General features: G+C 41.7%; 15 protein-coding genes and 1 tRNA gene. 9 read left to right on the plus strand and 7 right to left on the minus strand.

Going from position 1 to position 15,205, the window contains the following annotated elements; genetic code table 11:
• Positions 1–108 precede the first annotated feature (108 nt).
• Positions 109–789, plus strand: a complete 681-nt coding sequence (locus LBYS_RS16465) for a type III secretion system effector protein (RefSeq protein WP_013409979.1) — start codon at positions 109–111, stop codon at positions 787–789.
• Positions 786–1,277, plus strand: coding sequence for a hypothetical protein (locus tag LBYS_RS16470; RefSeq protein WP_013409980.1), 492 nt, complete (start codon positions 786–788; stop codon positions 1,275–1,277). The genes LBYS_RS16465 and LBYS_RS16470 overlap by 4 nt, the downstream gene beginning before the upstream one ends.
• Positions 1,278–1,377: 100 nt before the next feature.
• Here LBYS_RS16470 and LBYS_RS16475 read toward each other — a convergent pair whose 3' ends face one another.
• Entirely contained in the window at positions 1,378–1,707 is a 330-nt protein-coding gene (locus LBYS_RS16475) for a helix-turn-helix domain-containing protein (RefSeq protein ID WP_013409981.1), read from the minus strand.
• 437 nt (positions 1,708–2,144) lie between these two features.
• On the opposite strand from LBYS_RS16475, the gene LBYS_RS18490 reads away from it, so the two are divergent.
• The 3 genes from LBYS_RS18490 to LBYS_RS16490 are packed head-to-tail and all read left to right on the plus strand — an operon-like array spanning position 2,145 to position 4,069.
• The gene (locus tag LBYS_RS18490; RefSeq protein WP_049781396.1) at positions 2,145–2,576 is read left to right on the plus strand and encodes a CHC2 zinc finger domain-containing protein; all 432 of its coding nucleotides are present in this window, start codon (positions 2,145–2,147) and stop codon (positions 2,574–2,576) included.
• 18 nt (positions 2,577–2,594) lie between these two features.
• A complete protein-coding gene (locus tag LBYS_RS16485) occupies positions 2,595–3,173 on the plus strand; it encodes a toprim domain-containing protein (protein WP_041823836.1) in 579 nt (192 codons plus the stop codon).
• Between the two features lie 32 nt (positions 3,174–3,205).
• On the plus strand, positions 3,206–4,069 hold the full coding sequence (locus tag LBYS_RS16490; protein WP_187287903.1) for a recombinase family protein: 864 nt from the start codon (positions 3,206–3,208) through the stop codon (positions 4,067–4,069).
• 77 nt (positions 4,070–4,146) lie between these two features.
• Here LBYS_RS16490 and LBYS_RS16495 read toward each other — a convergent pair whose 3' ends face one another.
• The 3 genes from LBYS_RS16495 to LBYS_RS16505 all read right to left on the minus strand — a co-directional run bounded on the left by LBYS_RS16495 (position 4,147) and on the right by LBYS_RS16505 (position 5,652).
• A complete protein-coding gene (locus LBYS_RS16495) occupies positions 4,147–4,860 on the minus strand; it encodes an ISAon1 family transposase (RefSeq protein WP_445468616.1) in 714 nt (237 codons plus the stop codon).
• A gap of 142 nt (positions 4,861–5,002) precedes the next feature.
• Positions 5,003–5,389, minus strand: coding sequence for an ISAon1 family transposase N-terminal region protein (locus tag LBYS_RS16500; RefSeq protein ID WP_041823842.1), 387 nt, complete (start codon positions 5,387–5,389; stop codon positions 5,003–5,005).
• A 191-nt stretch (positions 5,390–5,580) separates the two neighbouring features.
• Positions 5,581–5,652: transfer RNA gene (locus LBYS_RS16505), tRNA-Glu, on the minus strand.
• 280 nt (positions 5,653–5,932) lie between these two features.
• Between LBYS_RS16505 and LBYS_RS16510 the strand changes: the two genes are divergently transcribed.
• Together LBYS_RS16510 and LBYS_RS16515 are read left to right on the plus strand one after the other, a co-directional pair.
• Positions 5,933–7,645 carry an IlvD/Edd family dehydratase gene (locus LBYS_RS16510; protein WP_013409982.1) on the plus strand — a complete coding sequence of 571 codons (1,713 nt, stop codon included), beginning with the start codon at positions 5,933–5,935 and terminating at the stop codon, positions 7,643–7,645.
• Between the two features lie 2 nt (positions 7,646–7,647).
• Complete coding sequence (locus LBYS_RS16515) at positions 7,648–8,964, plus strand: gluconate:H+ symporter (RefSeq protein ID WP_013409983.1); 1,317 nt, start codon at positions 7,648–7,650, stop codon at positions 8,962–8,964.
• Positions 8,965–8,991: 27 nt separating this feature from the next.
• Here LBYS_RS16515 and LBYS_RS16520 read toward each other — a convergent pair whose 3' ends face one another.
• Positions 8,992–10,629: an ABC-F family ATP-binding cassette domain-containing protein gene (locus LBYS_RS16520; RefSeq protein ID WP_013409984.1), complete on the minus strand. Its 1,638-nt coding sequence runs from the start codon at positions 10,627–10,629 to the stop codon at positions 8,992–8,994.
• Between the two features lie 39 nt (positions 10,630–10,668).
• Positions 10,669–11,043, minus strand: a complete 375-nt coding sequence (locus LBYS_RS16525) for a group III truncated hemoglobin (RefSeq protein WP_013409985.1) — start codon at positions 11,041–11,043, stop codon at positions 10,669–10,671.
• Between the two features lie 102 nt (positions 11,044–11,145).
• Here LBYS_RS16525 and LBYS_RS16530 point away from each other — a divergent pair, with 102 nt between their 5' ends.
• A complete protein-coding gene (locus tag LBYS_RS16530) occupies positions 11,146–12,414 on the plus strand; it encodes a GWxTD domain-containing protein (protein ID WP_013409986.1) in 1,269 nt (422 codons plus the stop codon).
• Positions 12,387–13,178 carry a 23S rRNA (guanosine(2251)-2'-O)-methyltransferase RlmB gene (rlmB, locus tag LBYS_RS16535; protein ID WP_013409987.1) on the plus strand — a complete coding sequence of 264 codons (792 nt, stop codon included), beginning with the start codon at positions 12,387–12,389 and terminating at the stop codon, positions 13,176–13,178. Before LBYS_RS16530 ends, rlmB begins: the two co-directional genes overlap by 28 nt.
• 277 nt (positions 13,179–13,455) lie before the next feature.
• Here the strand turns inward: rlmB and LBYS_RS16540 are convergent, their stop codons facing one another.
• A complete protein-coding gene (locus tag LBYS_RS16540; RefSeq protein WP_013409988.1) occupies positions 13,456–15,108 on the minus strand; it encodes an FMN-binding glutamate synthase family protein in 1,653 nt (550 codons plus the stop codon).
• Positions 15,109–15,205: the final 97 nt, after the last annotated feature.

Genomic DNA, 15,205 nt, shown 5'->3' on the forward strand with positions numbered 1-15,205 from the left:
GGTGCAAATACGACCTCCTGATTTAGTATGAATAGGATCAACTTCGGGCCGAGGTTTAATACGATCATTGGGAGGTGGGATAAGCCAGACAGGTATTCAGAAAAGTGTATGCCCTTATCTACCTATCAGTATGCAGCTAATAATCCGATTCGATATGTGGACATAAATGGGGATAGTTTAAGAGTAAGCTTTTTAGAAGAAGGAACTATGCTGACATTAAACTACTACAATGATGAGAAATTTGGGTGGGGCTTTTACGATAATTCTGGCAATTATTATCAAGGAGATAATGCTTTTGTAAAAAGTGTGACTTCAGCCCTTGCCAGAATAAACCTTGGAGAAGAAGGGCGTGGAATGCTAAATAATATGATAAGTGCAAATGAAACCATTACCATTGCTCAGGGGAGAAATGTATATAATGAAGAGAACCGGATGGTTGGATTTAATCCGCTAGGGAATGCTTCTATGCCGACAGAAAATGGATTTCAACCAAGCCCTAATTTTATAAGTTTAGCACATGAACTTGCCCATGCAGAAGACCATCTAAAAGGCACGCTTAATCAAAATAGAACATGGGGAGGAACACTTACTAATTATGCCGAAGCGGAGAAGTATTCGACGCACAGAGAAAACCAATTTAGAGCTGAGCAAGGACAGCCATTAAGAACTCATTATGGTGTAATGCTAGATAATAGGACTAACACATTTCTACCAGACCCTAAGAGCAGAATTATTGATGCAAAAGGGAATAGTATATTTTTCAAACCATATAACTATCGAAAAAGATGAAATGTATATATTATTTGGTCATTCTTTTACTTACCAGCTGTACAGCTAGTAACAGCATTAGGAGAACTGCAAAGGTGTCGAAAGAACTTTACAAACAGCAAGTTAAACTTAGTGGCTTTGCTAAAGTATCGCTTCTGGCAAGAGAACAAAATATCAGTACTTTATCTCAGCTTAAGTTGGGAGATAATGACACACTATTTCTAATCGAAAGAGTTAGTGAACCGGATTTACAATACTGGTGTAATGTTTGGTCATCTAGAAGGGATAAAGTTTTAGAATATTCAAACTTGGACGGAGCAAATATCTCAAAGGTTTTAGAATATCCAACCTGGAATATAAAGCTAAAGGGTATAACAGAGAAATTTGATACCCTAAAAGTTGAACAGGTGCAACTTTTAGGTGGATATAGAACCTTTATTTCAGTTATTGACTCAAAAGAAATAAAAACTTTTTGGTTTTATGACAAGTACTCTTCTTTCGAGGAATAAGGGACTGCCGAGAATGAAGGGTGAGAAAAAAATGGCCTTTAGTCTACACGAAATATTCAAAACGAATAACAATAAAAAAAGCTCTCCGTCGAGGGCTTTTTTATTGCAATATAGTTTGTATTTTTCTTTTAGCGATAAAGGCATCAATGACGGAAAAGATGTGATTGCGGTCGGCTTCTTCAAACTTGGCCACCTCTAAAATCCGCTGGCTGGTGATCTTGTCGATCTGCACATCTTCCTTACCGGTGAGGTAATCCAGCGACACCTCAAGAATATCGGCGATCTTGCGGGCGATATCAATCGAAGGGAAAACCTCGTTGCGTTCGTATCTTCCCAATACGTTTTTATGAATACCCAACTGCGCCGCCAGGTCGGTCTGTGATATCCCCTTTTCCTTTCTGAGGTCTGCTACCGTAGTTCCGAAATCCATAGTAAGCAACTTTATAGGTTTAAAAACCCTTGATTATTATTATAATACAAAGATACGAAAACAAAACAGGTTCTTCAAAACTTAAAAAGTTTGCATAATAAAACTAAAATGGTATCTTTTCACCTAAATAGGTGTCAAAAATATTTTTAATCTTTTTTTATTATGTCGAAGAATGAGAGCAAACAGGTAAAAGTGCAGGGCAAGTATCGCCCCAGTCAGAGCCGTTGCAGCGGCACATCCGGCAAGGAAGTTCCCTAGCTGAACCTAAGCGGAATATGGTTAGCGGAAATGGGCTTTAATATCGGAGATGTGGTACGTATAGTAAGCCGCTCAGGGCTGCTGCTGATAGAACGTATGGATTTAAGCGCAGAAGAAGCGCAGGCCGACTACCGAGCGGCTCTGAACCAGGTGAAGCAAACGCTTAAAAAGCTGGTTAAATGACCATAGCAGAAATCAAGGATCAGCTAAGCATTTTAACGGTACTGGAGCATTACGGCCTTCGGCCTGGTGGGAAGCATCCGGGCGGGAAGTCGATGATCTGCTGCCCCTTCCATGATGACAAAACGCCCTCCATGCAGGTCTATGAAAAGACGATTACAGTGTACTGCTTCAGCGCTAACTGCAAAACCCACGGCAAGAGAATCGACGTTATCGACTTCATTATACATAAGGAGAACATCACCAAGCACCAGGCCCTGATAAAAGCGGGGGAAATGGCCGGATCTCCGGCCGCGCCAGGCGCAGAGCTTGAAGAACTTTTTAAAGCAGGCCGTATTAACGCTTCAAATGTGAAAGGGCTGGAGTATCTGCAGAGCCGGGGGCTGGACTGGCGGCAGCTGAAGGAAAAACACGGCATCCGGGCTTCTTAAAATGCTGTTCGCAGCACGATGATGCGCAACTGTGTGCTGTTCCCCCTGCTGGATGAGCAGGGCCGGCTGGTCAGCCTTTACGGCCGCAGCATCTTTGATATTACCGGTAAAAAGCATTACTACAGTACCGGCCGCAGGGGGCTGTTCCCCAAATACCCCGACATCAGCACCCGCCACCTGGTACTTACCGAAAGCATTATCGATGCCTGCAGCTTACTGCAGCATACCGCCTGCACGGCCCTTGCCCTGTACGGAACCAAAGGGCTGACGACCGAACACCAGCAGGCCATAAAACGCTTAAGCGCTTTAGAAGAAATTACCCTGTTTTTAGACGGGGATCAGGCCGGCCGCAACGCGCTTGCAGCGGTGGCCAAGAAATTAAAAGCCGTTACCACGGCCCGTATCAGCTACGTGGAAACGCCGGAAAACGAAGACATCAACAGCCTTACCCTGAGCCATGAACCGCAGATCCTGGACTTCCTGATGGGGCAGAGGAGGACAATATCAATCGTAGCATCAAAGTGCGGGGAGGGATCTATACAGCAAGGGCAAAAGAGGGGCGCTACGCGGCAAAACACGCCCCTTATGGCTACATAAAGGTGGGAGAAAAGCGAAATCAATCCTTAGTGGTGGACAAAGATAAAGCGGAAGTTGTCAGGTTTATTTACGATGCCTATTTACATGGTATGCCTTTTTTTGAGATCAGGAAAGTTGATAAGGGTATGGGTTTCGATACCAAAGGTAACTCAGCTGTCCAGAAAGTGTTGAGTAACCCCGTTTACGCTGGCTTACTCGGCGTCAAGCCATTTAAAGATTTCCCTGGGGGGTATTTCACAGGTAATCACGAGCCTATTATCGATATAGCTAATTGGCATTTAGTACAAAGTAAATTAAAGAAGCCAGAAAAGTTAAAGGTACAATTAGACGAGAGGTTTCCGCTCAGAGGTGTGCTTAAATGCCATTGTGGGCAACTGCTTTCCGGAGCGCCTTCCCGCGGTAAGTCAGGGCAATATTATAATTACTATAAATGTCAACATTCGAAGCACAATAATGTAAATGCAGACAAAGCCCATGATCAGTTTCTTGAGGTCTGTAAATTGATGAGTATTCCGAAAGCTAAAATTCAACTCATTCAAGCCAATAGCGAAAAGGAGTTGGAGCTAAGTCTGAAATCCAACAAAAGTAGGGCAGAGCAAAAGCAGCAAGAATTAGACGCGGTACAGACAAAATTGATGCGTGTTGAGGAAAAATGGATAAACAATGAGGTCACCCGAGATACGTACGAGCGTTGGTATAAACAGTATACACAGGAAGCGAGTGCTTTAACAGGTGAAATAAGGAAATTAAAGACCAACCATCAGCACGCGTTTCAAAAATTAAGTGGGCATTTAGACAAGCTTTCGGACATGCATTATATCTATTCAAAATGCTCCATGGAAGATAAGCAATCTTTCATAAAACGGATCAACGTAAATATTTGTGGGGGATCTTAGATTAAGCATATAATTGCGTAAGCCTATAGAGGAAGAATTCGGTATTTTTGACGCCACGAAACTGGGCTCTAAAGGCTTTAATTTTGGCACGGTCCGCCGCTGCGGTTGAAGGATTCTGCTGCAGCATTGGTTGAGCGATTGTCAAAGTAGTTTAAAATAGTTTGGTAGTGATTTTCTATTGATTTTGCTACGGAATTAAATGTTTTAAATCCCACCTGCCTGACTTTTTCGTGCCATTTGGCCAGTCGAGTTAATCCCCAGATTTTGTCGGGAGATTTCGTAAATATTTGACTTAGTTGGTTGGTTAAGTCGTAAGCTACTTTTATGTCTGGATATTTTTCAAATAGAATTTCAGCGCGCTGTTGCTGGCTTGCAGTCCAGCTTTTTTCTTTTTTGTATAGCACATATCTGCTTCGCGCCAGTAGCTGCCGCAGCGTGTCTCCATTAGGCAATATTGGTATTTGGTAATCCGTGCCGCTTGATTTAGCTTTCTCTATTGCTTCATTTTCCTTGTCTATGGCTTCCCATCTATGTCTAATGCGCATATCTTGTAATGCTTCAATGGCTAATCTTTGCACGTGGAATCGGTCTGTCACCCTTCTTGCCCCAGGGAAGCATCGTTTTGCAATTTGCTCCATATTCGGAGCCATATCTAGTGTAATTTCTTGTACCTTCTTACGCTTTTTTTCCGGTAGCTCTTGTAGCACTTTTATGACTGCATCAGCCTTAGTTCCTGCTACTATGGCAACTACGCTGCCTTTCAGCCCTTTTGCAGCTTTAAAATGGTATATAGTTCACCGTGCGATAGACTAGCTTCGTCAATGGATAGGTGTGTGCCCAGATTCTCAGGATATAAAAGCCACTCTTTGGCATGATTCCAGCTCAAAAAATCAGATAAATGACTTCGGTATTGACGCTGAAAATGATGGCCACTTACTCCATACAATTCAGCAATGCTTTTGGCACTATGGGGGTTGGAATCAATGGATAAAAAGCGGAAAACTCCTTAGTCATCCGCGTCCCCTTTGCTACCTCATCCCAATCCCTTTGATGCATCTGCCCAGTTTTGGTATTGAGCCACCGTCTCCTGCTCACATGAAGAAAAACGCGCTTGTTACGTATAGGAAAATCCTGAATAGTGCGTTCCGGTAAAAAACCTTTAGATTCTAAATCTACTTTGACAGGATCTGATGAGTCATAATTTTTCTCCTCAAGATAAATGTGTAGTGTGCCAAGAACATTATCTACTTTCTTTAAGTGAAAATAAGATAAAATAAAGTCTGGTAATAAAAATTCAACAAGAGGTAGAAAGCTTTCCAAGATCGACAAGTTAAAATATCTACAAACTTAGAAAAATGCAATGCATCCCACAAGTTTTGTTGTTGATCCGTTAAAATATCTACAAACTTAGAAAAATGCAATGCATCCCACAAGTTTTGTTGATCCATGAAAGATAAGGGGTTGTTAATCTGCAAAAAAATAGGGGGAAATCGCAATGACTTCCCCCTAAGTGACCCTACGGGGAATCGAACCCCGGTTTCATCCGTGAAAGGGACGTGTCCTAACCGCTAGACGATAGGGCCGGCTGGTCCCATAAATCGAAAATTAGCGTGCTTAAACGGCCTCTTTTTGTTTATGTTTCGATGTCGTTTCCGAATCGAAGTGCAAAGGTATAGGATGAGATTTTATTATGCAAATGTCAGAAGGAAGTTTTTTGATGTTTTTAATGGGGATAGACCTAATTTGTTCTTTTTCAGGAGAATGAATTTTGAACTTTTTTTGCCCCTTTTATTACATTCTTTTCCTTTGCCCATTTGACATCCATTTTTTTTAGTATTTTGAAGCACCTTAAATAAAAAAACTATGGAACTACGCTCTAGAGGATGGTTCGGAAAGAAGGATAAAGACGGTATTATCTACCGTTCCTGGATGAAGAACCAAGGTATGCCTACCGATATGTTTGATGGAAGACCCGTCATCGGGATCTGCAATACCTTCTCCGAACTTACACCCTGTAATGCTCATTTTAACGATATCGCAGAACGCGTAAAAAGAGGTGTCTTAGAAGCCGGTGGGTTTCCGGTAGAATTTCCCATTATGAGTTTAGGGGAAACCCTCTTGAAACCCACCGCCATGCTGTTTCGAAATTTGGCGAGCATGGATGCAGAAGAATCCATAAGAGGGAATCCCATAGACGGAGTAGTCCTTCTTACGGGTTGTGATAAAACCACGCCTTCCACTGTCATGGGGGCAGCCAGTGTAGGGCTTCCCACCATAGTAGTACCCGGAGGTCCTATGCTAAACGGGCATTATAAGGGACAAACCATTGGTTCTGGAACCCATGTCTGGAAGTTTGACGAAGACATGAAAACCGGTAAGATGACTCAGGAAGAATGTGAGTTCGCTGAAAGTTGCATGAGTAGATCTATAGGGCATTGTATGACCATGGGTACGGCTTCTACTATGGCCTGTATGGTAGAGTCATTAGGGCTTACCCTTTCCGGCGCAGCAGCTATTCCTGCAGCTGATTCTAGGAAAAGAGTACTAGCTCAATTAAGCGGAAGAAGAATTGTAGAGATGGTAAAAGAAAATTTGACCATTGATAAGATACTTACCCGAGAAGCCTTTGAAAATGCCATAAAAGTAAATGCAGCCGTTGGAGGTTCCTCCAATTTGATTATTCACCTCCTAGCTATTGCCGGTAGAGTGGGAGTAGATTTAAAATTAGAAGATTTTGACAGGCTTGGAAGCAAAATTCCACTCTTAGTGAATCTAATGCCTTCCGGGAAGTATTTGATGGAAGATTTCTTCTATGCAGGTGGATTACCTGTGGTATTGGACCAGTTAAGGCATGAGTTGCATGAAAACGTTATCACCGTTACTGGGAAAAATCACCATGAGAACATAGGGCAGAAGCAAGAATGTTACAATACAGATGTGATAGCTCCCTATAGCTCTCCTTTGCAAGATCATGCCGGAATAGTGGTGGTCAAAGGGAATTTGGCTGAAAATGGAGCCGTATTAAAGCCGTCTGCCGCTACTCCGGAACTTTTAAATCACACCGGTAGAGCTGTGGTGTTTGAAAGTATAGAAGATTATCATGCTCGTATAGATGACCCCGATCTGGATATCGATGAAACCTGTGTGATGGTTTTGAAGTATGTAGGACCAGTGGGCTACCCCGGTATGCCGGAAGTAGGTAACATGGCTTTGCCGAAGAAGCTTCTTCAAAAAGGCGTGAAAGATATGGTGCGCATCTCTGACGGAAGAATGAGTGGCACGGCCTACGGTACTGTGGTCCTACATGTCTCTCCGGAATCTGCTATTGGAGGTAATCTGGCATTGGTAGAAAACGGAGATATGATTCGACTGAATGTGGACGAAAGACGCATAGATCTTTTGGTTTCTGAGGAAGAATTGAAGGAAAGAAGAGCGAGATGGACTCCGCCGAAACCTGCAGCAACTCGTGGATATGTGAGCATGTATATCCGACATGTAAATGGGGCAGATCAAGGTGCAGACCTTGATTTTCTGAGAGGTAGTTCAGGTTCAGTAGTCACCCGTGATTCTCACTAATCATGACTTTACTGATCATCTTTGCTTGTATTGCGATACAAGTGTACCTCACGGTAAAAAAGGTTAGTCCTTATCTATCGTTGCTGTTGGTAGCTATTATGGCCGGATTGCTATTAGGAATGGAGCCCTCCGCCCTAGTAAAATCTATAGAGAAGGGAGTGGGATCTACGCTGGCCGGTTTAGTTTGGATCATTTTTCTAGGCGGAGGCTTAGGTAAGATCTTAGAAGTGAGCGGTGCAGCTGAACAGATTTCCGGGACTTTGATTCAAAAGTTTGGAAAAAAATACGTGCAGTGGGCGGTTCTCTTGACCGGATTTATGATAGGTATACCGCTCTATTATAATGCGGGTTTTGTTATACTTGTTCCTTTGATATTTTCACTTGCGAGAAGGACGGGACTATCTATACTCTATTTGGCTATTCCTATGGCCGCATCCTTAAGTACCACTCACTGTTTTCTTCCTCCTCACCCCGGACCTGTGGTTTTAGTTAATGCATTCGGGGCAGATATGGGGAAAACGTTGGTTTATGGCTTAGTTGCTGCCGTTCCTGCGGTGATATTGGCGGGTCCTATTTTGGGTAATTTATTGAAGCACATTCAGGTAAAAGATAATCCATTATTCGGACAAACGGATACCACAGTTTTTGATAAACTTCCGGCGGCCTTGCCCAGTTTTGTGATAGCCTTGATGCCCGTGATTCTGATCTCCATTGGTGTTCTGGCAGATAGGTTTTTGGACGTAGACCATACCCTTAGGGCCATACTCTTATTTACAGGTAATTCTACCATCGCCTTGCTATTGTCAGTCTTGATTGCTCTTTATTACTTTGGAGTGAGGAATGGAGTAGACATGAATATTCAGATGAAGTGGCTTAGTGATTCTGTGAGTGCTATATCTACGATATTGCTTATTATCACGGCAGGTGGTGTGTTTAAGCAAGTGCTTGAAGATAGTGGTACGGGAGCGTACATCGCCTCATTCTCTGATGATTTGAGTATGCCACCTTTGATTTTTGCTTGGACCATAACGGCCCTATTGAGGATGACTATAGGCTCTGCTACTGTGGCGGGTTTGACGGCTGCGGGCATAGTTTTACCTTTAATTTCAAGCACAGGGGTATCTCCAGAATTATTAGCCTTAAGTGTGGGTGCGGGTTCTGTCTTTGGCTCTCATATCAATGATTCCGGATTCTGGATGTTCAAAGAGTTCTTCAATCTTAATTTGAAGCAAACCTTCCTCTCTTGGTCACTGATGGAGATCACCATCTCTGTGAGCGGACTGATGGCTATCTTGTTGATGGATAAGTTTCTCATATAAAAAGAAAGGGCCTGTTTAGGCCCTTTCTTATGCTTTTCTTTCTATCTCTTTCAGGTTCTCCATTTTCTTGTTCTTCAAGAAGCTGTCAATGTCTTCAAAGTGCTCTTTGATTCTTTTGTTCCCAAATTCAAATACTTTCTCCGCTAAACCGCTTAAGAAATCTCTGTCGTGAGAGATTAGAATAATGGTTCCGTCAAAGGCTTTCAAAGCACCTTTTAAGATGTCTTTGGTACGAAGGTCCAGATGGTTTGTGGGCTCATCCAGAATCAGAAGGTTGACAGGTTGAAGGAGTAATTTTATCATGGCTAGCCTGGTTTTTTCTCCTCCTGAAAGCATTTTAACCTTTTTATTCAAATCATCTCCTCTGAACAAGAAGGCAGCTAGAATATCCTTGATTTTTGTGCGGATATCTCCTTCGGCCAGTTGGTCTACTGTGTCAAATACCGTAATGTCCTCGTCTAGTAGAGAGGCCTGGTTTTGGGCAAAGTATCCTATTTGGGCATTATGGCCTATCTTTAGTTCTCCTTCATAATCAATTTCGCCCATGATGGCTTTGACCAGGGTAGATTTACCCTCACCATTTCTACCTACAAAGGCTACTTTTTGACCTCTCTCTATTGCAAAACTGGCATCTTTAAAAACCAGATGATCTCCATAGCTCTTGCTTACGTATTCAGCTATGACCGGATAGTTTCCAGAGCGTGGAGCCGGAGGGAATTTGATATTGATGGCTGAAGTGTCTACTTCATCTACTTCTACAATCTCCAATTTCTCCAACATTTTCACCCGGCTTTGTACCTGAAGGGTTTTTGAGTAAGTGCCTTTGAAACGCTCAATAAATTCTTGCGTTTCAGCGATCATTTTTTGTTGGTCGTTATATTGCTTCTGCTGTTGTTCTAATCGTTCTTTGCGAAGCTGCAAATATTGAGTATATGGTACTTTGTAGTCATAAATTCTACCCATAGTCACCTCAATGGTCCTATTGGTGATGTTATCTACGAAGGCTCTGTCGTGTGAGATGACGATAACAGCTTTTGCGCTATTGATCAGGAATTCTTCCAACCACTGTATGGATTCTATATCCATGTGGTTTGTAGGCTCATCCAAAAGGATGAGGTCAGGATTTTGCAGGAGTATTTTGGCTAATTCTATACGCATTCTCCATCCTCCGGAGAATTCTGAAGTTTGTCTCTGGAAATCTTCACGTGTGAATCCGAGGCCTTTCAGTACTTTCTCTACTTCGGCATCATAATTTACTTCTTCGAGAGAATAGAATTTTTCAGACAATTCAGAAACTCTGGTGATGATATCCATGTACTCGTCTGATTCATAGTCGGTACGGGTTTCCAACTGACTATTTAGCTCTTCCAGCTCTATTTGCATGGCTTGATTAGCTGCAAAGGCTTTCGAAGTTTCTTCGAATACGGTGGTATTATCCTCTGTTAGTAAATGTTGAGGAAGGTAAGCAATAACGGCGTCATTTGGTGCAGATATTTTACCTTTGGTGGGTTTATTTACACCTGCAATGATCTTAAGAAGGGTGGATTTCCCGGCCCCGTTTTTGCCCATCAGGGCAATTCTGTCTTTCTCGTTGATGTTAAAGGTTATATCTGAAAAAAGCGCTTTTCCGCTGAACTCTACGCTTACACTATCTACCGAAATCATGCTACCTGTTTAAAATTAGTCTGCAAAGATAGTGCTTTTTTAGTTGTTCAATTTGTGATGCAGGATTTGGCCTATTTCCATAGCTTTATTCTTTACAAATTCCGCTTTTTCTCCAGAATATAGGGCGTCAACGGTGGTGATCCAATAAGCCAACCAGCGTTCAAATCTCTCTGTAGTCATGGGCTGGGTTTGGTGCCTGGCAGAATGTTTCCACATCATTCCCCCGTCATACGCTCCGGTTTGGAAAAGCCAGTTCTCCCAGAAATTTACTACTCTACCTTTATGGTGTTCCCAATGGGGCAAGGAGTCTTCAAAGACCGGACGCATGATGGGGTCGTTTAAAACTCCGTCATAAAAGGTATCAATAAGACGTTTTATGTCTTCTCTATTTTCAATATCTTTCAATGTGCTCATAGATATATAACAGCAGAAGGTCTGAGAAGGTTTGAGAAAAAATAGTATATTGCATCAACATTCTAAGGACCTATACGTTTCTTAGACATCAAAGAGCGTTTGATGAAAAGAGGATTACTATTCATTTTGTTTGTGGTGGCCTTGTTAGGCTGTAAAGTAAAGGAGAAAAAGCCCATTGAAACTGCCGCCAAAGAAATTACACCCGCTAAAGTAGACAAGCCTATTGTAAATTCCGTGGTAGGAAAATATAATTATATAGATTCTACTACTGCGAAGGTTTTTATAAAGGCTAACATTACTTTGCTGGGAAATCGTATGTCTTTAGCCAAACTCAATGAAAGCTTCCGTGTACAGTGGTCGCTTCAAACAGACTTTGGCATTAGAGAAAAGATAAGTACAGGAAAAGTGGCTTTTACACCTGAATTTGCTAGGGAATTAGGGGATGCTTATGTACTTAGTTTTGATATTCCTAGGTCTAAGGACTACACAGGAGGAATACTCTTAGTAGAATTTATTCATCCAGCTTCTGGTACGAAGTATTCCTATGATTTAGCTATAGATTTTTCAGCCAAAAGAACTTCTTCACGTTATGAGATTTATAAGGGTGTAGATGAGTCTATTCCGGATTTTACCCCTTATGTGTATGAGGGTCAGTCTTTTGTAATTAAATCCATATTGCCTTCACAAAATCCTCTGTATTTAATCAGGTACCGAAATCTTTCGAAACCCGCTTTGTCTCCTATGTCAGGCACTAAGCGTACCCCCGAGTCAGAGTTTGAAATAGCGGAAACCATAGATATCAAGGATAGGGAAGTGTTGACTTTAGATCAGGGGATGTATGTTTTGACTTCAAATCCGGAGGATGTAAAAGACGGGTATGGTTTCTTAGTTGTGCCGGAAAGGTATCCGCGAGATACGAATCCTGAGACATTAAAGGAAGCCTTAGTGTATATGAGTACTTCCAAAGAAATGGAAGGAACAGGAACCTATGAAAGTGGTAAAGATGCCATGGATATGTACTTTTTACAGTTGGCTAAAGGAGATCAAGAGCTAGCAAGGAAGATCATACGCGGGTATTACAAGCGAGTGGAAGAGGCCAATGAATTCTTTACCACCTATAAGGAAGGCTGGAAAACGGATAAAGGCATGGTTTACATCATCATGGGGCCACCTGCGAGAGTACAAAGAAACAGAACCAGAGAAGTGTGGATGTATTCACAGAACAGGAATACATCTGAAATTATTTATACATTTTATAAAAAACCAAACGTATTTACAGAACAAAATTACGAGCTGGTGAGATATCCGGAGTATAGTGCGTTTTGGTACCCTTATGTAGAATCATGGAGAACAGGAAAGGCAGCGGAGTAAAGAAATTTCATAAACACATTAACCGTCCGAATAAGGAGGATTTTGTGTTTGGAGTAAATTCAGTTATTGAGACGCTAAAAAGTGAACAGGAAATAGATAAGATTCTACTGCTCAAAGAAATGAAGCATGTAGAAGAGATTGAAACATTAGCCAGGAACAGGGGAATACCGGTTCAGAAGGTTCCTATGGAAAAACTCAATAGAGTGACCATGAAGAACCACCAGGGTGCCATAGCTTTTGTTTCGGCAGTGAATTTTGCCATTCTATCCAACGTAGTAACATCGATATTTGAAAGTGGCGAATCACCTTTGGTGTTGATATTAGACAGGATTACGGATGTTAGGAATTTTGGAGCTATTTGTAGATCAGCGGAATGTAGTGGAGTACATGCTGTAGTAGTTCCAGCCAGAGGATCCGCGCAGATCAATGGTGATGCTATGAAAACCTCGTCAGGGGCGCTTAACTTTATTCCGGTTTGTAGAGAGACAGATTTGATCAATACCGTGAAGTACCTAAAAAATTCCGGATTTCAGATCATCTCCTGTACAGAAAAGGGCAATGATCTAGTTTATGACGCAGACTACTCTTTACCTACGGCCATTATTATGGGTTCTGAAGAGGACGGTATTTCTGATGCATTGATTGATTTGTCAGATTTTAAAGCGCAGATTCCATTGAAAGGGAAAGTAGAGTCATTAAATGTTTCGGTAGCCGCAGGCGTAATACTCTTTGAGGCGGTGAGACAAAAAATGAAGCAGGCATAGTCCTAGTTTAAGGATATTTTTTTGCGAAAAGCATCTTTTTAAGACTAGTTCAACTGTGAAAATTGAGCGCGGAACAAGGAGAGATTTTTGGAAAACTTTAATTTGAAATTTTACTATTTCAAAAATTGATGAAAAGCTTAATTTAGGTTAATATCTCTCAGTGATTGGATTTAGGTGTACTATTTTATAGTTGAGAGCTATAATTTTGGGATAACTCTTTTGAGTCCATTTACAGCATTTAAAAAAAGAGGTCATGTTTTATGACCTCTTTCGTTTTCTAAGCTTTCGATTGCTCTATGATTCTTTCTTCTGCTTCACTACCTATGGTGGCGACGTTGAAGATACCCCAACTGTCAGCACTTGCATTTTTGAAGTCTTCTCTATATTTCGGAGTAATGGTTTCCTCTTTTAGATAGGCTCCAATAGGAGTAGTAGGGAAGATTTCTTCATAACTGAGCATTTGGCTAAAGGAAATCCTTCTGTATATATGACTTCTCGAAAGGTTTTTGACATCATCTAAGCCTGTAGCACCTAAAAGTTCCACTACACTCTTAAGGGTATTATTGTGGTAGTTTGCTACCCTTGTGGTTTTGTCTTCTACCACCAAGCCTACGGTTAATTGTGGATCTTGAGTCGCAACACCCACAGGACATTTGTTAGTGTTACATTGCAGTGCCTGAATACATCCCACGGCAAGCATCATGGCCCGAGCTGAATAACATGCATCAGCCCCTAAAGCTAAAGCTCTTACCAAATGGAAACCTGAGGTGATCTTTCCGGATGCAAATACCTTGATATGTTTCTTGATATCGAGTCCTCTTAATACGTTTACTACAAAGTCTAATCCATCCAAAAGTGGAGCACCTACGTAATTGGAGAACTCTTGAGGTGCAGCACCCGTACCTCCTTCTGCTCCATCTACGGTTATAAAGTCAGGGTAGGTGTCTGTGGCGATCATGGCTTTACAGATGCTGATGAATTCGCTCTTGTGACCTATACAAAGCTTGAATCCAACCGGCTTTCCGCCTGAAAGTTCTCTACATTGCTTAATAAATGCTATTAGTCCCATAGGGGAATCAAAAGCCTTATGGTAAGGAGGGGAAGCCACCAAAGTATAAGGCTCAATGTTCCTGGCTCTGGCAATTTCCGGAGTGTTTTTAGAGGCAGGCAAAATACCACCATGACCAGGTTTAGCGCCTTGAGAGATTTTGATCTCTATCATCTTGATGTTAGGATGAGCCGCTCTTTCTTTGAATTGAATAGGGTCAAAGCCTCCATCCGCTGCTCTACAGCCAAAGTATCCCGTACCTATTTGCCAGATAATATCTCCTCCGGGTTCCAGATGGTGTTCACTAACTCCACCTTCACCGGTGTTATGTGCAAATTTCCCCAATTTAGCTCCTCCGTTCATAGCTCTAACGGCATTTGAAGATAGGGAACCAAAACTCATGGCGGAGATATTCAAAATAGAGCAAGAATAGGGTTGTTTACAATCTTTGTTCCCTACCATGATTCTCAAATCGTGATCCAGTTTATGGAAATCTTTCGGTGCCATGGAATGGGCCAGCCATTCATAACCTTCTGAATAGACATCTAATTGAGTACCAAAAGGCATGGTGTCATTTTCTTGTTTTGCCCTTTGATAAACCGTTGATCTGTCAATTCTGTTTAGAGGTCTACCGTCAATATCTGATTCAATGAAATATTGATAGATCTTAGGTCTCATTTCTTCCATGAAGAATCTCAGGCGACCAAAAACCGGATAAATACGCATGATGGAATGCTTTTTTTGGTACATATCATAGTACCCCATTCCCGTAAAAAAGACAACTGCCCCAAGTACTACGTACCAGTTGGGGTTCATATAAACAGAAAGCAGTAATAGAAAAATTATAAGTGCTGTTGAGAAGATGACAAACGTTTTACGCATGTTAATTTGTAAATTAGTCTGCAAGCTACAGCCAATTCTGAAATAAAAAAAATGCGTAATTCTTTTTCAGAATAAATTTAAAATAGAAAGAAGGGGG

Origin of the sequence: Leadbetterella byssophila DSM 17132, from assembly GCF_000166395.1 — a bacterium.
Classification (GTDB): domain Bacteria; phylum Bacteroidota; class Bacteroidia; order Cytophagales; family Spirosomataceae; genus Leadbetterella; species Leadbetterella byssophila.